The sequence below is a fragment of the Rhodococcus sp. IEGM 1381 genome, assembly GCF_030056795.1.
Classification (GTDB): Bacteria; Actinomycetota; Actinomycetes; order Mycobacteriales; family Mycobacteriaceae; genus Rhodococcoides.
Genome location: NZ_JASHKQ010000002.1, coordinates 217,285 through 235,422, shown reverse-complemented (window position 1 = coordinate 235,422; position 18,138 = coordinate 217,285). Strand labels below are relative to the sequence as shown.

At 64.2% G+C, this 18,138-nt stretch carries 16 protein-coding genes and 2 tRNA genes; 13 read left to right on the top strand and 5 right to left on the bottom strand.

Features of this window, described 5'->3' with window-relative positions; genetic code table 11:
- Window positions 1-426, bottom strand: coding sequence for a PH domain-containing protein (locus tag QM797_RS11115; protein WP_283275607.1), 426 nt, complete (start codon window positions 424-426; stop codon window positions 1-3).
- 365 nt (window positions 427-791) lie between these two features.
- Between QM797_RS11115 and QM797_RS11110 the strand changes: the two genes are divergently transcribed.
- The 5 genes from QM797_RS11110 to QM797_RS11090 all read left to right on the top strand — a co-directional run bounded on the left by QM797_RS11110 (window position 792) and on the right by QM797_RS11090 (window position 7,156).
- On the top strand, window positions 792-2,750 hold the full coding sequence (locus QM797_RS11110; protein WP_283275605.1) for an acetolactate synthase large subunit: 1,959 nt from the start codon (window positions 792-794) through the stop codon (window positions 2,748-2,750).
- Window positions 2,747-3,250: an acetolactate synthase small subunit gene (gene ilvN, locus QM797_RS11105; RefSeq protein ID WP_283275604.1), complete on the top strand. Its 504-nt coding sequence runs from the start codon at window positions 2,747-2,749 to the stop codon at window positions 3,248-3,250. Before QM797_RS11110 ends, ilvN begins: the two co-directional genes overlap by 4 nt.
- A 62-nt stretch (window positions 3,251-3,312) precedes the next feature.
- Window positions 3,313-4,314: a ketol-acid reductoisomerase gene (gene ilvC, locus QM797_RS11100; protein WP_283275813.1), complete on the top strand. Its 1,002-nt coding sequence runs from the start codon at window positions 3,313-3,315 to the stop codon at window positions 4,312-4,314.
- A gap of 186 nt (window positions 4,315-4,500) precedes the next feature.
- Window positions 4,501-6,096, top strand: a complete 1,596-nt coding sequence (gene serA, locus QM797_RS11095; RefSeq protein WP_283275603.1) for a phosphoglycerate dehydrogenase — start codon at window positions 4,501-4,503, stop codon at window positions 6,094-6,096.
- Window positions 6,097-6,145: 49 nt separating this feature from the next.
- Window positions 6,146-7,156, top strand: a complete 1,011-nt coding sequence (locus tag QM797_RS11090) for a 3-isopropylmalate dehydrogenase (protein ID WP_283275602.1) — start codon at window positions 6,146-6,148, stop codon at window positions 7,154-7,156.
- Between the two features lie 80 nt (window positions 7,157-7,236).
- Here QM797_RS11090 and QM797_RS11085 read toward each other — a convergent pair whose 3' ends face one another.
- Window positions 7,237-8,700, bottom strand: a complete 1,464-nt coding sequence (locus tag QM797_RS11085; protein WP_502942313.1) for an MFS transporter — start codon at window positions 8,698-8,700, stop codon at window positions 7,237-7,239.
- On the opposite strand from QM797_RS11085, the gene QM797_RS11080 reads away from it, so the two are divergent.
- Genes QM797_RS11080 through QM797_RS11070 form a run of 3 tightly spaced genes read left to right on the top strand, consistent with a single transcriptional unit; the run spans window position 8,605 to window position 11,930 of the window.
- Entirely contained in the window at window positions 8,605-9,378 is a 774-nt protein-coding gene (locus QM797_RS11080; RefSeq protein WP_032377001.1) for a fumarylacetoacetate hydrolase family protein, read from the top strand. The genes QM797_RS11085 and QM797_RS11080 overlap by 96 nt on opposite strands.
- 7 nt (window positions 9,379-9,385) lie before the next feature.
- Window positions 9,386-10,861: a glutamate--tRNA ligase gene (gene gltX, locus QM797_RS11075; protein WP_283275600.1), complete on the top strand. Its 1,476-nt coding sequence runs from the start codon at window positions 9,386-9,388 to the stop codon at window positions 10,859-10,861.
- Between the two features lie 46 nt (window positions 10,862-10,907).
- The gene (locus QM797_RS11070; RefSeq protein ID WP_283275599.1) at window positions 10,908-11,930 is read left to right on the top strand and encodes a YihY/virulence factor BrkB family protein; all 1,023 of its coding nucleotides are present in this window, start codon (window positions 10,908-10,910) and stop codon (window positions 11,928-11,930) included.
- Here the strand turns inward: QM797_RS11070 and QM797_RS11065 are convergent.
- Complete coding sequence (locus QM797_RS11065) at window positions 11,870-13,453, bottom strand: bifunctional 3'-5' exonuclease/DNA polymerase (protein ID WP_283275598.1); 1,584 nt, start codon at window positions 13,451-13,453, stop codon at window positions 11,870-11,872. The two genes, QM797_RS11070 and QM797_RS11065, sit on opposite strands and share 61 nt — an antisense overlap.
- A gap of 245 nt (window positions 13,454-13,698) precedes the next feature.
- On the opposite strand from QM797_RS11065, the gene QM797_RS11060 reads away from it, so the two are divergent.
- Window positions 13,699-13,770, top strand: a tRNA-Gln gene (locus QM797_RS11060).
- A gap of 90 nt (window positions 13,771-13,860) precedes the next feature.
- Window positions 13,861-13,933: transfer RNA gene (locus QM797_RS11055), tRNA-Glu, on the top strand.
- 62 nt (window positions 13,934-13,995) lie between these two features.
- On the opposite strand, the gene QM797_RS11050 is transcribed toward QM797_RS11055, so the two are convergent.
- Window positions 13,996-14,163 (bottom strand): DUF5302 domain-containing protein, encoded by a 168-nt coding sequence (locus QM797_RS11050; RefSeq protein ID WP_283275597.1) that lies wholly within the window; start codon window positions 14,161-14,163, stop codon window positions 13,996-13,998.
- 118 nt (window positions 14,164-14,281) lie between these two features.
- Complete coding sequence (locus QM797_RS11045; protein ID WP_283275595.1) at window positions 14,282-15,010, bottom strand: IclR family transcriptional regulator; 729 nt, start codon at window positions 15,008-15,010, stop codon at window positions 14,282-14,284.
- Window positions 15,011-15,154: 144 nt separating this feature from the next.
- Between QM797_RS11045 and leuC the strand changes: the two genes are divergently transcribed.
- The 3 genes from leuC (at window position 15,155) to QM797_RS11030 (ending at window position 18,081) form a co-directional block, all read left to right on the top strand.
- Window positions 15,155-16,579: a 3-isopropylmalate dehydratase large subunit gene (gene leuC / locus QM797_RS11040; protein WP_283275594.1), complete on the top strand. Its 1,425-nt coding sequence runs from the start codon at window positions 15,155-15,157 to the stop codon at window positions 16,577-16,579.
- A gap of 44 nt (window positions 16,580-16,623) precedes the next feature.
- Entirely contained in the window at window positions 16,624-17,241 is a 618-nt protein-coding gene (gene leuD / locus QM797_RS11035) for a 3-isopropylmalate dehydratase small subunit (protein WP_283275592.1), read from the top strand.
- Window positions 17,242-17,391: 150 nt separating this feature from the next.
- Window positions 17,392-18,081: an HU family DNA-binding protein gene (locus QM797_RS11030; RefSeq protein WP_037189723.1), complete on the top strand. Its 690-nt coding sequence runs from the start codon at window positions 17,392-17,394 to the stop codon at window positions 18,079-18,081.
- Window positions 18,082-18,138: the final 57 nt, after the last annotated feature.

The window sequence follows — 18,138 nt, the reverse complement described above, 5'->3', positions numbered from 1 at the left end:
CTACCGGTCGGTCGGTGCCTGCTCGCCCTCGGCGTCGTCGCCTTCCGCTCGGGCCTTGTCTTCTGCGGCAGCGGCAGCGGCGTACGGATCGGTGATGCGGCCGCCGCTGGCAGCCGCGAGTTGGGGGAGGAGATCGAACCGCACCAGCGGCAGCGACTTCTCGCTCTTGTCGCTCAGCACGACGCGCGCCCAGCGGCGATCCGGGAAATGCAGACCCGTCACCGAATTCCACTCGATCACGTCCGAACCCACGAACCTTCGAGCGGTGATCGCGTCCGGAGTGACGACGGTGCGCACCCGAAGCACCCAGACGAACGCAACGACCGGCAGGATCAGCAGCCAGCCCAGAGCCGCGGGCCAGCTGAACGCCGGCAGCGCTGTGCCGAAGAGCAGAAGCGCCACGCCGAGCAGTGCAAGGCGCGGCATGCGAATGACCTGCGTGGTCGACGGTTGCTGACCCTCGGCACCGTTCGGTGCCTCGGAGGCAGTGTGGGATGATGAAAGAGGTGGTTCGGACTGCTGCGGAGACGACACCCATTCATCTTCGCATTGCATCTACGCGATCTCACATAATGGGATTGCGTCGTGACGAGTTTGACTCTTCCCTGTGCGCGCGCCTACCGTCGAGCGCGTGAAGCGGAATTGGATACTCGTAATCGGCCGGCGCGTCAACGCCTGAGCCGGTTGTTCAAACTCGCATCGACGCGCCACCCTCGTACAGCACTCGCTGACGGGGGTTTTTTCTTGCCCAGAGATCGCCCAGCAATTTCACATTCCTGAGGAAGCAATCAGTGAGCGCACCAACCGCACGCCCGGGGCCCACGACTCGTAAGTCGGGGCCGGCCGCAAGCCCGTCGACCAGCAGCCCGTCCGCAGAAGCGGCGACCAACGGATCGCGACGTCACGTCGCCCCGGAAAAGGTCTCCGGTGCGCAGTCGGTCGTACGTGCCCTCGAAGAACTCGACGTCGACACCGTATTCGGCATTCCCGGTGGCGCGGTTCTTCCGATCTACGATCCGCTCTTCGACTCGAAGAAGGTCAGGCACGTCCTCGTTCGTCACGAGCAGGGCGCAGGCCACGCCGCGACCGGATACGCCCAGGCCACCGGACGCGTCGGCGTCTGCATGGCAACGTCGGGCCCAGGCGCGACGAACCTCGTCACCCCGCTCGCCGATGCGCAGATGGACTCGGTGCCGATCGTTGCCATCACCGGTCAGGTCGCCCGCAGTCTCATCGGTACCGACGGCTTCCAGGAAGCCGACATCTCGGGAATCACGATGCCCGTCACCAAGCACAACTTCCTCATCACCGACGGTGCCGACATCCCGCGCATCATGGCCGAGGCGTTCTACATCGCGTCCTCCGGTCGCCCCGGTGCCGTGCTCGTCGACATCCCCAAGGATGTGCTGCAAGCGCAGACCACGTTCTCGTGGCCGCCGGAGATGCGTCTGCCCGGCTATCGCCCGGTGACCAAGCCGCACGGCAAGCAGGTTCGTGAGGCGGCGCGCTACATCGCCGACGCCGCGCAGCCGGTGCTCTACGTGGGTGGTGGCGTCATCAAGGCCAACGCCTCGGCAGAGCTGCTCGAGCTCGCCGAATTGACCGGAATCCCTGTCGTCACCACTCTGATGGCTCGCGGTGTGTTCCCCGACTCTCATCAGCTCAATCTGGGGATGCCGGGTATGCACGGCACCGTCGCCGCAGTCGCCGCGCTGCAGCGCAGCGACCTGCTGATCACGCTCGGGGCCCGGTTCGACGACCGCGTCACCGGCCAGCTCTCGTCGTTCGCGCCGAACGCCAAGGTCATCCACGCCGATATCGACCCGGCCGAGATCGGCAAGAACCGGTACGCGGACGTGCCGATCGTCGGTGACTGCCGCGAGGTCATCACCGAGCTCATCGAAGCGCTTCGCGCAGATCGCGCTACCGGAACCACGCTCGACCTCGAACAGTGGTGGGTCTACCTCGACGGCATCCGCAAGACCTATCCGCTGAGCTATGACCGCCCGTCCGACGGATCCATGTCGCCCGAGTTCGTCATCTCCTCGGTCGGCAAGTTCGCCGGACCCGACGCGATCTACTGCGCTGGAGTCGGCCAGCACCAGATGTGGGCCGCACAGTTCATCAGCTACGAGAAGCCGCGTACGTGGCTCAACTCGGGCGGCCTCGGCACGATGGGATACGCGGTTCCGGCCGCCATGGGGGCCAAGATGGGCCTCCCCGACGCCGAGGTGTGGGCCATCGACGGTGACGGCTGCTTCCAGATGACCAACCAGGAACTCGCGACGTGCGCGGTCGAGGGCATCCCGATCAAGGTCGCGCTCATCAACAACGGCAACCTCGGCATGGTCCGCCAGTGGCAGACCCTGTTCTACGAGGAGCGTTATTCCAACACCAACCTCGGTACCCACGGTGCCGTCCGTATCCCCGATTTCTTGAAGCTCGCCGAGGCATTGGGTTGCGTCGGCCTGCGGTGCGAGCGGGAAGAGGACGTGGACGCGGTGATCGCCCAGGCCCGCGCGATCAACGATCGTCCGGTCGTCATCGACTTCATCGTGGGAGCAGACGCTCAGGTGTGGCCGATGGTGGCAGCCGGAACCGGTAACGACGAGATCATGGCCGCCCGCGGCATTCGTCCGCTGTTCGACGAGGACGAGACCGTGGGTAGCGAGCCAGGAATCGACGAGGCCATGGAACGCGAGCAGGCACCACACCCGCAGAACAACGACGTGAAAGGCACCGACCAGTGAGCACCAGTCATACCCTCAGCGTCCTCGTCGAGGACAAGCCAGGTGTGCTGGCTCGCGTCGCTGCACTGTTCTCGCGGCGCGGCTTCAACATCTCGTCACTCGCCGTCGGCGGCACCGAGATCCCCGAGATCTCGCGCATGACGATCGTGGTGACCGTCGACGAGTTTCCGCTCGAGCAGGTCACCAAGCAGCTCAACAAGCTCATCAACGTCATCAAGATCGTCGAGCAGGACGACGATTCCTCGGTGGCGCGCGAACTGCTGCTGATCAAGGTGCGTGCCGACGCCAGCGTCCGTAGCGAGGTCATCGAAACGGTGAACCTGTTCCGCGCCAAGGTGATCGACGTATCCCCCGAGGCCGTCACGGTCGAGGCGACGGGCACCCGCTCGAAGCTCGATGCGTTGCTGAAGATGTTGGACCCCTATGGAATTCGAGAAATAGTCCAGTCGGGAGTCGTTGCCGTCGGACGTGGACCGAAATCGATCACTGCGTCGCGCTAGCGACCGAAGTGACGAACGAGCGTTAAACCCAAGAGGAAAGGTAACAACCAGTGGCAGTCGAGATGTTCTACGACGACGATGCTGATCTGTCGATCATCCAGGGCCGCAAGGTCGCTGTGATCGGATACGGAAGCCAGGGCCACGCGCACTCGCTGAGCCTGCGCGATTCCGGCGTCGATGTTCGCATCGGCCTGGCAGCGGGCTCGAAGTCCCGCGCCAAGGCGGAGGAGCAGGGCCTGAAGGTCGGCACGCCCGCCGAGGTGTCCGAGTGGGCCGACGTGATCATGGTGCTCGCACCCGATACCGCTCAGGCCAAGATCTTCTCCGAAGAGATCGAGCCCAACCTGAAGGACGGCGACGCGCTGTTCTTCGGCCACGGCCTCAACATCCACTTCGACCTGATCAAGGCTCCGGAGTTCGTCACCGTCGGCATGGTCGCCCCCAAGGGTCCCGGCCACCTCGTGCGTCGCCAGTTCGTCGACGGCAAGGGCGTTCCCGCGCTCATCGCCATCGACCAGGACCCGAAGGGCGAGGGCCAGGCATTGGCACTGTCGTGGGCCAAGGGCATCGGCGGAACCCGCGCAGGCGTCATCAAGACCACGTTCAAGGAAGAGACCGAGACCGACCTCTTCGGCGAGCAAGCCGTTCTGTGCGGTGGCACCGAGGAGCTCGTCAAGATCGGCTTCGAGGTCATGGTCGAGGCCGGCTACGCGCCCGAGATGGCGTACTTCGAGGTTCTGCACGAGCTCAAGCTCATCGTCGACCTCATGTACGAGGGCGGCATCGCTCGCATGAACTACTCGGTGTCCGACACCGCGGAGTTCGGCGGCTACCTCTCGGGACCTCGCGTCATCGACGCAGGCACCAAGGAGCGCATGAAGGCAATTCTGGCCGACATCCAGTCGGGTGAGTTCACTCGTCGCCTGGTGGCCAACGTCGAGAACGGCAACACCGAGCTCGAGGGCCTGCGCAAGGCGAACGCCGAGCACCCCATCGAGGTCACCGGCAAGAAGCTGCGCGACCTGATGAGCTGGGTCGATCGTCCGATCACCGAAACGGCATGATTCTCGTCGAATCGCGTTTGCACGAACACTGATCGAAGGGCACCGCTACGTAGGTGGCGGTGCCCTTCGGTGCGTGCCCGACGGTGGCGTCGCAGCTCGACGTTGCCGGCCACTAAACTGTTTCTGCTGCACCAGCTCCGAATTTTTACCGTCAACAGTCTCGAACCGACTTAGGGAGTTCTTCACGTGAGCCAGCCAGGCCGTCCTGTCGTTCTGATCGCCGACAAACTTGCGCAGTCCACCGTCGAGGCACTGGGTGACGGCGTCGAGGTCCGTTGGGTCGACGGCCCGGATCGTCCCGCGCTGCTCGCTGCGGTTCCTGAGGCCGACGCAATCCTCGTGCGCTCCGCGACCACGGTCGACGCCGAGGTACTCGCTGCCGGGACCAATCTCAAGATCGTCGCCCGCGCCGGCGTCGGCCTGGACAACGTCGACGTACCCGCAGCCACCGAGCGCGGCGTCCTCGTCGTCAACGCACCGACCTCGAACATCCACACCGCCGCCGAGCACGCAGTCACGTTGCTTCTCGCGGCCGCGCGCCAGATTCCCGCTGCTGACGCCACCCTGCGTCAGCACGAGTGGAAGCGCAGCAAGTTCAACGGTGTCGAGATCTTCGGCAAGACCGTCGGTGTCGTGGGCCTCGGCCGCATCGGTCAGTTGTTCGCGCAGCGTCTCGCCGCATTCGAGACGCACATCATCGCCTACGACCCCTACGTTTCCGCTGCCCGCGCGGCGCAGCTCGGTATCGAACTGGTGAGCTTGGACGAGCTGCTCGAGCGCGCAGACATGTTCTCGGTGCACCTGCCGAAGACGCCCGAGACCAAGGGCATCATCGGCAAGGAAGCCCTCGCCAAGACCAAGCCGGGTGTCATCGTCGTCAACGCCGCTCGCGGTGGTCTGGTCGACGAGCAGGCGCTGGCCGACGCCATCACCAGCGGTCATGTGTTCGCCGCCGGTATCGACGTCTACGCCTCCGAGCCGTGCACCGACAGCCCGTTGTTCGAGCTGCCCCAGGTCGTCGTCACCCCGCACCTCGGCGCATCGACCACCGAGGCCCAGGACCGCGCAGGCACCGATGTGGCCAAGTCCGTGTTGCTCGCTCTTGCAGGCGAATTCGTGCCCGACGCGGTCAACGTCAAGGGTGGAGCCGTCGGCGAAGAGGTCTCGCCATGGCTCGAGATCGTGCGCAAGCAGGGCGTACTGCTGGGCGCACTGTCCACCGAGCTTCCCACGTCGCTCTCGGTCGACGTGCGCGGAGAACTCGCCAGCGAGGACGTTCAGATTCTGAAGCTGTCTGCGTTGCGCGGTCTGTTCTCGGCCGTGATCGAGGATTCGGTCACCTTCGTCAACGCGCCCTCGCTCGCCGACGAGCGCGGTGTCACCGCCGAGGTGACGACCGCTCCCGAAAGCGAGAACCACCGCAGCGTCGTCGACGTCCGGGCCGTGTACGGCGACGGAACGGTCCTGAACGTCGCCGGAACTCTCACCGGAACGACGCAGGTCGAGAAGATCGTCAACATCAACGGTCGCAACTTCGATCTGCGCGCCGAGGGAAAGAACCTCATCGTCAACTACGCAGATCAGCCCGGCAGTCTCGGCCGGATCGGCACGCTGCTCGGCGACGCCGGCATCGACATCCAGGCCGCTGCGCTCAGCCAGGACTCCGAGGGTGACGGCGCAACTATTCTGTTGCGCGTCGACAAGGACGTTCCGGCGGAGTTGAGCGCGAGCATCGCCACCGCGGTCGGCGCGTCCACCATCGAGCTGGTCGATCTGTCCTGATCGCTCGAAGCCGATCGGACAGAAATCGAACGAACACACGAGGAGTGAGATGAAGCTGGCCGTCATCGCCGGGGACGGAATCGGACCTGAGGTCGTCGCCGAGGCGCTTGCCGTGCTCGACGTGGTCGCGCCCGGTACCGAGAAGACCGAGTACGACCTCGGTGCGCGTCGCTACAACGCCACCGGGGAGCTGCTACCGGACTCGGTGTTGGCGGAACTGCGTGAGCACGACGCAATCCTGCTGGGAGCCATCGGTGATCCGTCGGTACCCAGTGGTGTGCTCGAACGCGGACTGCTGCTGCGCGCTCGCTTCGCGCTCGATCACCACATCAATCTGCGTCCGGCCAAGCTGTATCCCGGAGTTGTCGGCCCGCTGGCCGGCGACAAGGAGATCGACGTCGTCGTCGTGCGCGAGGGCACCGAGGGGCCCTACACCGGAAACGGTGGTGCGCTTCGGGTCGGTACGCCGCACGAGGTGGCCACCGAGGTCAGCGTCAACACGCGCTACGGCGTGGAGCGGGTGGTGCGCAACGGCTTCGAGCGAGCGCTCACTCGGAAGAAGCATCTGACGCTGCTGCACAAGACCAATGTGCTGACCTTCGCAGGCAGCCTGTGGGCTCGCACCGTCGACGAGGTCGCCGCGGAGTTCCCGGACGTCGAGGTCGCATATCAGCACATCGATGCCGCGATGATTCACCTCGTCACCGATCCCGGCCGGTTCGATGTGATCGTCACCGACAATCTGTTCGGCGACATCGTGACCGACCTCTCGGCCGCAGTGACCGGCGGAATCGGTTTGGCCGCAAGCGGAAACATCGATGCGACCGGTACCAACCCGAGCATGTTCGAGCCGGTTCACGGTAGTGCGCCCGACATCGCGGGACAGCAGAAGGCCGATCCGACCGCTGCCATCCTGTCGGTGTCGCTGCTACTCGATCATCTCGGCGATGCGGCGGGAGCCGCGCGAGTGGAATCCGCTGTCGCAGCGGATCTCGCGCAGCGAGGAACCACCGCGGCATCGACGAAAGAGATCGGCGCACGAATCGCCGCTCGCTTGTAGCTCGACGTCACGAAATGCCACGGTAGGCCGACTGCCCACCGTGGCATTTCGTGTTTCTCGGACATCCCCGCCGTGCCGGATCAGCCGGTGCTGTCGGCCTTCTCGTCGGGAATCTCGGGACGTGGATCGTCGGGGACGATCGGCACGGAGAGTGCGGGGAAGATCGCCGACACCAGGAATGCGATGGGAAAGCTGACCGCCGCAAGGGCCCCGAACACCGGCGGCACGGCCGACGCGAACACGTATTGACTCGTGTTCTGTACGCCGAGGGCGCGTCCGCTCCAATACGGTCCTGATATCTCGGCAACAGCGGTGAAGGCAAGACCGTTCGGGGCAACGGTGGCGACGGACGCGACGACGAGTAAGACGATCGCGACGGGGGAGTCGAACCAGTCGGCCACTCCGAGTCCGAGCATGCTGACGGCGGCAGTCACCGCGACCCACCGCAGGGGCCGCATGCGGCTGCCGACCCGATCGGACAGCGCGCCGACGCTCATCCGGCCCAGTGCGCCGAGAATTTGCGTCACCGTGACGAGGACGCCCGCCGCCGCTGCCGTCCATCCTCGGTCGGTCATCAGCCATACGAGCGCATACGTCCAGACCACGTACTGCGGAACCACCAAGAGGATCGACGTGGCATGAATGCGCCACAGTTGCCTGCTCCCTCGGTATGGATTGTCGAGCAAACCCTGCACCGCGGCATCGACGCGATTCGGACGCGGGGGGTCGACGACCGCGAGACACAGGAGTGCGGCCGTTGCGCACACGGCAGCGGGTACGAGCAATGCCGCTCCGACGCCGTGGTCCCGGGCGATGGGTGGGATGGTCAGTGCCGCAACGGCCACGCCCAGCGGGACCGACATCTGCCTGATGCCCATCGCCAATCCACGGCGATGCGGCGGGAACCATCCCACCACGACTCGTCCGCTCGCGCTGTTCGCACTGGCGGCTGCCATGCCGCCGGTCAGCAGAAGAACGGCCAGCACCGGAATGGAGGCGCTGGCCACTGCAGCGACACTCGCGGCGGCCGTGAGCCCCAGCCCGATCACCAGGACGAGACGTTCGCCGATCCGGTCGACGAGTACGCCCCATGCGATGAGGGTCAACATGATGCCGACGGTCGGCATCGCAACGACGAATCCTGCCGTGGCAAGGCCGAGTCCTCGGTCGTCGTGCAGCGAAGGTATGAGAAATGCAGCACCGTTGATGAAGACGGCACCTGCAGTCTGCGCAAGCATTCCGAGTACGAGCATGAACCAGCGCCGTGCCTCGCCGATGCCGGCCAACTGCTCGGTGGTGTTCATTCGGCTCTCTCTGTTCTCTGATCGTCCCACTATGTGGACTTGATATCTTGAGATGTGGAAATTGTCGAAGACATTACACCGGCGAAAGATCGACGGATCGGACGGCGTCGACGTGAGGCGAACGACGGTCGATAGACTTCTGGCATGCGTCTCGGTCGAATTGCAAGTCCTGATGGTGTGGCATTCGTGAGTATCGAAGGTGACGGTGACTCGCAGACTGCGAAGGAAATTGCCGAACATCCTTTCGGCACACCCACGTTCACGGGTCGGTCGTGGCCGCTGGCCGACGTACGACTGCTCGCGCCCATCCTTGCCAGCAAGGTCATCGCCATCGGCAAGAACTACGCCGCTCACGCGGCCGAGATGGGCGGTGAGGCACCGAAGGACCCCGTGATCTTCATCAAGCCGAACACCTCCATCGTCGGCCCGGGCGCGGCCATCGTGCTGCCGTCGTCATCGAACGAGGTGCACTACGAAGGTGAACTGGCCATTGTGATCGGTCGTCCTTGCAAGGATGTTCCCGCGTCGAAGGCCTACGAGGTGGTGCTCGGATATACCGTCGCCAACGACGTCTCGGCCCGTGACCACCAGAAGAACGACGGACAGTGGACTCGCGCGAAGGGGCACGACACCTTCTGCCCACTGGGGCCGTGGATCGAGACCTCGCTCGATCCCTCCGATCTGGAGATCAAGACCGAGGTCGACGGTGTCGTCAAGCAGCGGAGCCGCACTTCGCTTCTGCTGCACGACATTCCGAAGATCATCGAGTGGGTGTCCGCGGTGATGACGCTGCTCCCCGGCGACGTCATTCTCACTGGAACCCCTGAGGGAGTGGGACCCATCGTCGACGGTGACAGTGTGTCGATCACCGTCGAGGGAATCGGTACCCTGACCAATCCCGTCGCAGCGAAGAAGTAGGGCAACGATGACCACTCCAGCAGACGTTCGCGTCCGATTCTGCCCGTCTCCCACCGGTACCCCGCACGTCGGACTGATCCGAACAGCGCTGTTCAACTGGGCGTTCGCCCGGCATCACGGTGGAACTTTCGTCTTTCGCATCGAGGACACGGACGCCGCACGCGACTCCGAGGAGTCCTACGCCGCCCTGCTCGACGCATTGCGCTGGCTCGGTCTCGACTGGGACGAAGGTCCAGAGGTGAGCGGTCCGTACGAGCCCTACCGTCAGTCTTTGCGCCGAGATCAGCACACGGCCGTCGTTCGACAGTTACTCGACGCCGGTGAAGCCTACGAATCGTTTTCCACGCCCGAGGAAGTCGAAGCTCGCCACAAGGCCGCCGGACGCGACCCCAAGCTCGGCTACGACAACTTCGACCGCGATCTGACTCCGGAGCAGCGGCAGGGCTTTCTGGACGAGGGGCGTGGAGCCGTCGTACGGCTGCGTATGCCCGATCACGATCTGACCTGGAACGACCTCGTACGCGGGGAGACCACGTTCAAGGCGGGAACCGTACCGGACTTCGCGTTGACCCGCGGTAACGGAGTTCCGCTGTACACGTTGGTCAATCCCGTCGACGACGCACTGATGAAGATCACCCATGTGCTGCGCGGCGAAGACCTGCTGTCGTCGACCCCTCGTCAGCTCGCCCTCTACGAGGCGCTGATCCGAATCGGCGTCGCCGATCGGACCCCGGAGTTCGGGCATCTGCCGTTCGTGATGGGCCAGGGCAACAAGAAGCTGTCCAAGCGTGATCCCGAAGCCGATCTCTTCATCCACCGCGATCGGGGATTCATCCCCGAGGGGTTGCTGAACTATCTCGCCCTTCTCGGGTGGGGCATCTCGGACGACCACGACGTCTTCTCGCTCGACGAGATGGTGGCGGCGTTCGAGATCTCGTCGGTCAATTCCAACCCGGCTCGCTTCGATCAGAAGAAGGCCGATGCGATCAACGCCGAGCACATCCGAATGCTGCCGGCCGACGACTTCGCAGCCCGGTTGCGTCAGTATCTGGTTGCGCAAGGACATCTCGTCGAACCGATCGACGAGAAGGTCTTCGCGGTCGCCGCGGACCTGGTACAGACCCGCATTGTCGTGCTGTCGGACGCGTGGGGACTGCTGAAATTCTTGTTCGTCGACGAGGCGGATTTCGAGATCGATCCCGCTGCTGCAGCCAAGAACCTCGGCCCCGATGCCGCACCCGTTCTCGACGCAGCCATCGATGCGTTGACGGCGTTGTCGACGTGGACCACAGTCGACGTGGAGGCAACTCTCAAGGACGCGTTGATCGAGAAGCTCGAACTCAAGCCGCGCAAGGCTTTTGCTCCGGTTCGAGTGGGAGTGACAGGATCGCACATCAGCCCGCCGCTCTACGAGTCCATGGAACTGCTCGGCCGCGAGAGGACTCTCGCTCGCCTGGCTGCCGCACGCACTCGTATCGCGTGACGGCGGTTCGTCGCGGGCCGTCACGGTCGGTCGGAGATCTCGACACATGAGCGTCGCCGATCGACTGGACCGACTGCAGCGCAGGCGGCCGGTTCTCGGATATCCCATTGCGGTGGTGTACAAGTTCGTCGACGATCAGGGCGGGTACCTTGCCGCCCTGATCACCTACTACGCCTTCGTCTCGCTGTTTCCCGCGCTCCTGTTGTTCTCCACGGTGCTGGGCATCGTGTTGGTCGGCAGCCCGGAACTGCAGCAACAGATTCTGAGCTCGGCGCTCGGTCAGATCCCGGTGATCGGTGACGAACTGGGCAGGCCCGAACGCCTCGGCGGAGGCACCGTCGGTCTGGTGGTAGGTGTCCTGGGCTCCCTGTACGGCGGTCTCGGGGTGGCCGTGGCGCTCCAGAACGCAATGAACACGGCCTGGACGGTGCCGAAGAACCTACGGCCGGATCCCATTCGGGCCCGGGTGCGCGGATTGGGTCTGCTGAGCACGGTCGGTCTGGCGGTCCTGGCCGTCACGGCACTCAATGTGCTCAGTGCTGCAGGATATTTCGGTCCGGAATCGGGCCTCGTGGTGTTCGTGGTCGGCACAGTTTTCTATGTAGGCGTGTTCGTCGTCGCGTTCCGGCTCGCGACAGCGCGACCGGTGTCGATCGGAGAGGTTCTTCCCGGAGCTGTCGTAGCCGGTGTGATCTGGCAGCTGTTGCAGACCTTCGGCAGTGTCTACGTGAAGTACGTCGTCAGCACCGCGACGGTCACCAACGGTGTGTTCGCTGTCGTGCTCGGACTGTTGGCGTTTCTGTACGTGACGTCGGTATCGATCGTGCTGTGCATCGAGATCAACGTCGTTCGCGTCGATCGGCTCTTTCCGCGAGCCCTTCTGGCCCCCTTCACCGACGACGTGGAACTGACCGAAGGTGACAAGCTCACCTACACCGGACAGGCAGAAGCGCAGCGCAGCAGCGCATTCGAGGAAATCGACGTCACGTTCGGGGATCCACCACGCGCTCAGTCGGAACCCGAATCCGACTCCGACTCCGACTCCGAATCGGAAGCCGAAACGCCGTAGGAGCGGTCGATTCTCGTCTCCATCGGAAACCGCACGGCCGTATCGCCGAACATCAGCCGAGTGGCCGACAATGCAGCCGCTGCAACGGCTTCCGACACGCGGTCGACATCGACCGTCGGGCAATGCACCACGACCTCGTCGTGTTGAAAGAACACCAGCTCGCTACTGCCGGCTCCGATCTCGTCGCGCAACCGGCCGCGCAGATCGGCCAACAAGCACAACGCCCATTCCGCAGCGGTGGCCTGTACTACGAAGTTACGGGTGAATCGTCCACGCGCGTGCGCGTCACCACTGGACCACCAGTGCGCCGAGGGCGGTGGGCAGGCTCGTCCCAGCCACGAGTGGACCACCTCGCCGCGCTCACCGGCGCGGGCAGCCTCCTCCACCGAGGCGACGGCACCGGGGAACCTGGCCCGCAGCCGTGTCAGCAGTCCGCGAGCCTCACCCGACGTCGCGCCGTACAGCACTCCGAGAACGGCGACCTTGGCCTTGCCGCGATCACCCTCGAACGACTCTGCGGCCACCGGTGCGTACAGATCAGCGGTACCGGCAGCGGCAACCATGCGTGGGTCGCCGGACATCGCCGCAAGAATGCGGGGTTCGAGTTGACCGGCATCGGCGGCGACGAACGTATGTCCGGGATCGGCGATTACGCTGGCTCGCAACGGTTTCGGAATCTGCAGGCCGCCCCCGCCGCGGCTTGCCCATCGGCCCGAGACCACGGCGCCGGGAACGTAGACCGGCCGGAACCGATCGCCCCGTACCCACGACTCCAGCCAAGCCCATCCATTCGTACTGTGCAATTTCGAGAGATCACGATGGCGCAGCAGCAGGGGGACGGCAGGGTGATCGATCTCGCGGATGACGTGTGCGCGAGTCGATGTCAGTTCGATTCCGGAGCGTGCGAACGCGGCCACCACTTCCACCGGAGACGAAGGATTGACGCGTCGGCCGAACGCCGACGAGATCTCGCTTTCCAGCCGAACCAGAGCCGGGGGGAGAGAACCGTCGACCGGACGGGCCCCGAGCATCGACTCGAGATGACGCCGATGCGCCGCTGCCGAGAACGGCAATCCGCCGTGGGTCATCTCTGCAGCGGCCAGACCCCCGGCCGATTCCGCCGCCGCCAGTAGTTGCAGTGCGCGGTCGGTACCGATGGACTCGAATTGACTCCGGTACTCGGTGAACACTGCTGCAGGGTCGGACTGCGGATCCGCGTCGAACAGTCCCGGTCGCAGGTCTGCGGGTACGGATGGAACAGCTGCGGAGCCGGTTCGCATCGCCAGAATCGCGCCGACCAGTGCGAGATCGTGGCAACGGCGCACGCGTACCCCACGTTCGAGGAGACGAGGGTAGATCCGGCTGGTGTCCTCCCATACCCATCTCGGCCGTTCGGACGCCTCGAGATCGGCAACTGCTGCAGCCGGATCCTCGACCACAGTGGGAACGCCTCGGATCGAACAGTCGTCGTCGAGATACGTCAGTACCGCCTGCTCGCCGCGAGGTACGAGCACGACCTTCATCGGGCTGTGCGGTGTGTGCGAGCGGTCACGGAGACCAAGTCTGCTGCACGTGCCAGTCGAGGTGCAGTGCGGGCTCGTGGATCGGTGAGAGACGCCGGTCCAGCGCCGGCAGTGCGCGCCGGCAGCGTAGTTCTGGATGCTCTGAGCAGCCGATTTGGAGAATTGGTATGCACCTTTGATAGTCTTTATCCCGGCTCGAAACGCAGTGCACATCGATGTTGGTGGGCAGTTCGATTCAAGTCCATTGGGGTATGGTGTAATTGGCAACACAGCGGTTTCTGGTACCGCCATTCTAGGTTCGAGTCCTGGTACCCCAGCGAGCAGGTAATGGCGATTTTGTCGCCGGTGCCGAGGCAGTTAAGCTGACTCGGCACTCACAAGCTCGAAACAATGCAGGTGAAGTTCCTGGCCCCGTCGTCTAGCGGCCTAGGACGCCGCCCTCTCAAGGCGGTAGCGCGGGTTCGAATCCCGTCGGGGCTACAACTGACAACACCCTCTCGATCCTCGGATCGGGAGGGTGTTGTCGTTTCGGGCCGGATGCTTTACACGCTCTTGCGACGGAACATCTTCTGATGGTCGGCCGGTCCGTGGGTGCTGTTGACCTTCGGTCCACCGTCTTTGTGCTCGACGGAACTGTGGGCCTTGCTGTTCTTCTGTTCCAGAACTTCGCGGAACTTCTTCTTCAGTTCTTCACTGCCGGATTCGGGCATGGGTGACTCCTCGCAGTCGACGACCGGCCGGTTGGGCCGCTCGAGACGAAGGTACCCCACTCGCGCGATGCGATCAGGTTGTTTTTTCGGTCGGGCCACCGAAGTCCGCCGATACCGGTCAGAGCCGCTTGTGCAGCGCGTCGGCTGCGGCGAGAAGATCCGCGGCCCAGCGCGCACCGGGCTTGCGTCCGATTCGATCGATGGGTCCGGACACCGAGATCGCCGCCACCACAGTGTCGTTGCCGTCGCGAACAGGCGCCGCCACGCTTGCGACGCCTGGTTCGCGCTCGCCCGCGCTCTGCGCCCAACCGCGGCGTCGTACTTCGATGAGGACGCGCTCGCCGAATTCTGCATCGGGCAGAACGGCTCTTTGAGTATGCGAGTCTGCCCATGCCAGAAGAACTTTGGCACCGGAACCGGCTGTCATCGGCAGCCGCGCGCCGACGAGCACCGTGTCTCGAAGGCCTGTCGGGGGCTCCATGGACGCCACGCAGACGCGTACCGTTCCCTCCCGCCGATAGATCTGCACACTTTCACCGGTGATTTCGCGCAGGCGTGGGAGCACGGAGGCGGCTGCGTCGAGCAATGCGTCGGACGCGCTCGCCGCGAGTTCTCCGAGGCCCGGCCCGGTGTGCCACAGTCCGTCGGCATCTCGAACGAGTAGTCGGTGGGTCTCCAGGCCGACTGCGAGTCGGTGAGCGGTGGCGCGGGGCAGGTCGGTGCGAGCGCACAGATCGCCGAGATTGCAGGGCTTCTCGGCCACCGCATGCAGCACTGCCATTGCCTTGTCGAGTACACCGATCCCACTCGATTTGTCGACGAGGCCGCCCAGGCTATGCTGTCTCATAGAACGATATTAGCCTCCCGAATGCTGAGATCGCACAATTGCGAGATCTCCTGCGTGCCGAGAGGCATGATGTCGAGACGAGACGCCAGGTGAACCAGCGAAGTTCGCCGACGCGACGACAGGAAGACGAGGTCGACGACACCGATGTCCGAAACACCGAAGACTTTGGCGGAGAAGGTATGGGACCAGCACGTGGTGGTCCGAGGTGGAGGAGAAGGCGGCGCGCGTGAGCCCGATCTGATCTACATCGATCTTCACCTCGTGCACGAGGTGACGAGTCCGCAGGCGTTCGACGGTTTGCGGTTGGCCGGCCGTGGGCTTCGACGCCCCGATCTGACGATCGCGACCGAGGATCACAATGTCCCGACGGCCGATATCTTCGCCCCCATCGCAGATCTCGTCTCCCGCACCCAGGTGGACACCCTTCGCCGAAACTGCGAGGAATTCGGAGTACGGCTGTACCCGATGGGCGATCTCGATCAGGGCATCGTGCACATCATCGGGCCCCAGCTGGGTCTGACCCAGCCCGGGATGACCGTCGTGTGCGGAGACAGTCACACCTCGACGCACGGTGCCTTCGGCTCGATCGCCATGGGCATCGGTACCAGTGAGGTCGAGCACGTGATGGCCACGCAGACTCTCTCTCTGCGGCCGTTCAAGACGATGGCGATCACCGTCGACGGAGAGCTCGCACCCGGCGTGACGAGCAAGGACCTGATTCTTGCAGTCATTGCCAAGATCGGTACCGGTGGCGGACAGGGCTACGTTCTCGAGTACCGCGGTGAGGCCATCCGCAAGCTGTCGATGGAAGCGCGAATGACCATCTGCAACATGTCGATCGAAGCCGGTGCGAGGGCAGGCATGATCGCACCCGACGACATCACCTACGAGTATCTGAAGGGGCGCCCGCACGCTCCGCAGGGAGCCGACTGGGACGCAGCAGTGGCGTCGTGGAACGAGCTGGCGACGGATCCGGATGCCGTGTTCGACAACGAGGTCCACATCGATGCCGATACGTTGACGCCGTTCGTCACGTGGGGCACCAATCCGGGTCAGGGTGCGCCGCTGGGAAGTACGGTGCCCGATCCGGAGGCGATGACCGACGAGGGCGAGCGGTTGTCGGCGCAGAAGGCCCTGCAGTACATGGGTCTCGAGGCCGGCACGCCGATCCGTGAGATCGCCGTCGACACCGTGTTCGTCGGTTCCTGCACCAATGGTCGGATCGAGGATCTGCGTGCCGTTGCGTCCGTTCTCGAGGGGCACCGAGTTGCCGAGGGAGTGCGAATGTTGGTGGTACCCGGCTCCATGCGGGTACGAGCGCAGGCGGAGGAGGAAGGCCTCGGCGACATCTTCACTGCCGCAGGGGCCGAATGGCGCCAGGCCGGCTGTTCGATGTGCCTCGGGATGAATCCGGACCAATTGGTGGCGGGTGAGCGATCGGCGTCGACCTCGAACCGCAATTTCGAGGGCAGGCAGGGCAAAGGCGGTCGTACTCATCTCGTCTCGCCTCTTGTTGCAGCTGCTACCGCAATCCGCGGAACCTTGTCCTCTCCGGCAGATCTCGCGTAGAACGCGTCCTCGCTCGGATCGATCGACCCATAGGAGAAAATTCGATGGAAGCTTTCACCCGGCACACCGGTATCGGAGTTCCGCTTCGGCGGTCGAATGTCGACACCGATCAGATAATCCCCGCGGTCTACCTCAAGCGGGTGACGCGCACCGGATTCGAGGACGGGTTGTTCGCCGCGTGGCGCTCGGATCCGAACTTCATCCTGAATCTCGAGCCGTACAACCGTGGCTCGGTACTCGTAGCCGGACCCGATTTCGGTACGGGATCGTCACGCGAACATGCCGTCTGGGCGCTGTCGGACTTCGGTTTCAGGGTTGTGATCGCGTCCCGGTTCGCCGATATCTTCCGTGGAAACTCGGGTAAAGCAGGGCTGCTGGCGGCCGAAGTGGAACAGTCGGACGTCGAATTGCTGTGGAAAGCCTTAGAAGAACAGCCCGGTCTGGAGATAATTGTCGACCTCGTCGACAAGACCGTAACGGCTGGAACTTTGGTGGTGCGCTTCGCGATTGACGACTACACCCGGTGGCGTCTGCTGGAAGGTCTGGACGACATCGGATTGACATTACGCCAGGTCGAGGCCATTACGGAGTATGAAAAGTCAAGGCCTTCATACAAACCCCTGACGCTCCCGGCGCGGATCGAGACCCCGATCGAAAGCTGACCGGGTGGGGGTCCGACACGCTATGGGGCCGTGAATCATTCCGCGACACCAAAATGAAAATTGGCGTGGCGCATAGACTCTTGACGACTTGGGGTTTACCGTTGTAGTAGTCGGTCCGACGATGGGCCACCATATAGCGGAGGAAATTCCATGAACAAGGCAGAGCTGATCGACGCCCTGACCGAGAAGTTGGGGTCTGACAGGCGGAGCGCCACAGAGGCTGTCGAGAACATCGTCGACACCATCGTGCGTGCAGTACACCGCGGCGAGAGTGTCACGATCACAGGCTTCGGCGTGTTCGAGCAGCGTCGTCGCGCAGCACGTGTTGCGCGCAACCCCCGCACCGGCGAGACCGTTCGCGTCAAGCCGACCAACGTTCCGGCGTTCCGTCCGGGTGCGCAGTTCAAGGCAGTCATCGCCGGCGGACAGAAGTTGCCTGCCACCGGTCCCGCCGTCAAGCGCGGTTCCGCTGCGGCTCCGGCCAAGAAGACTGCGGCGGCAAAGAAGACGGCTGCGAAGAAGGCAGCCGTGAAGACGACCGCCCGCAAGGCAACCACCGCTGCCGCCAAGAAGGCTGCACCGGCCAAGACCACCGCTCGCAAGGCTGCGGCTCCCGCGAAGACCGCCGCCAAGAAGGCAGCTCCCGCGAAGACCACGGCGCGTAAGACAGTTGCAAAGAAGGCTCCGGCCAAGACAACTGCTCGCAAGGCCGCAACGACGGCTGCGCCCGCCAAGAAGGCTCCGGCCAAGACGGCAGCCAAGAAGACCGTAGCCAAGAAGGCGCCGGCGAAGAAGGCTCCGGCCAAGAAGGCCCCCGCAAAGCGCGCAGCGAAGAAGTAGAGCCTGCAGGCTTCGCATCTCGCACGAACGACAGTAAGGCCCCCGAGTCGGGGGCCT

What these genes read in the sequence shown, in the direction of transcription:
- QM797_RS11115 (WP_283275607.1), bottom strand. Translation starts at nt 426, where the DNA reads ATGCCGCGCCTTGCACTGCTCGGCGTGGCGCTTCTGCTCTTCGGCACA.
- ilvC (WP_283275813.1), top strand. Translation starts at nt 3,313, where the DNA reads ATGTTCTACGACGACGATGCTGATCTGTCGATCATCCAGGGCCGCAAG.
- QM797_RS11090 (WP_283275602.1), top strand. Translation starts at nt 6,146, where the DNA reads ATGAAGCTGGCCGTCATCGCCGGGGACGGAATCGGACCTGAGGTCGTC.
- QM797_RS11080 (WP_032377001.1), top strand. Translation starts at nt 8,605, where the DNA reads ATGCGTCTCGGTCGAATTGCAAGTCCTGATGGTGTGGCATTCGTGAGT.
- QM797_RS11085 (WP_502942313.1), bottom strand. Translation starts at nt 8,700, where the DNA reads ATGTTCGGCAATTTCCTTCGCAGTCTGCGAGTCACCGTCACCTTCGAT.
- gltX (WP_283275600.1), top strand. Translation starts at nt 9,386, where the DNA reads ATGACCACTCCAGCAGACGTTCGCGTCCGATTCTGCCCGTCTCCCACC.
- QM797_RS11070 (WP_283275599.1), top strand. Translation starts at nt 10,908, where the DNA reads ATGAGCGTCGCCGATCGACTGGACCGACTGCAGCGCAGGCGGCCGGTT.
- QM797_RS11065 (WP_283275598.1), bottom strand. Translation starts at nt 13,453, where the DNA reads ATGAAGGTCGTGCTCGTACCTCGCGGCGAGCAGGCGGTACTGACGTAT.
- QM797_RS11050 (WP_283275597.1), bottom strand. Translation starts at nt 14,163, where the DNA reads ATGCCCGAATCCGGCAGTGAAGAACTGAAGAAGAAGTTCCGCGAAGTT.
- QM797_RS11045 (WP_283275595.1), bottom strand. Translation starts at nt 15,010, where the DNA reads ATGAGACAGCATAGCCTGGGCGGCCTCGTCGACAAATCGAGTGGGATC.
- leuC (WP_283275594.1), top strand. Translation starts at nt 15,155, where the DNA reads ATGTCCGAAACACCGAAGACTTTGGCGGAGAAGGTATGGGACCAGCAC.
- leuD (WP_283275592.1), top strand. Translation starts at nt 16,624, where the DNA reads ATGGAAGCTTTCACCCGGCACACCGGTATCGGAGTTCCGCTTCGGCGG.
- QM797_RS11030 (WP_037189723.1), top strand. Translation starts at nt 17,392, where the DNA reads ATGAACAAGGCAGAGCTGATCGACGCCCTGACCGAGAAGTTGGGGTCT.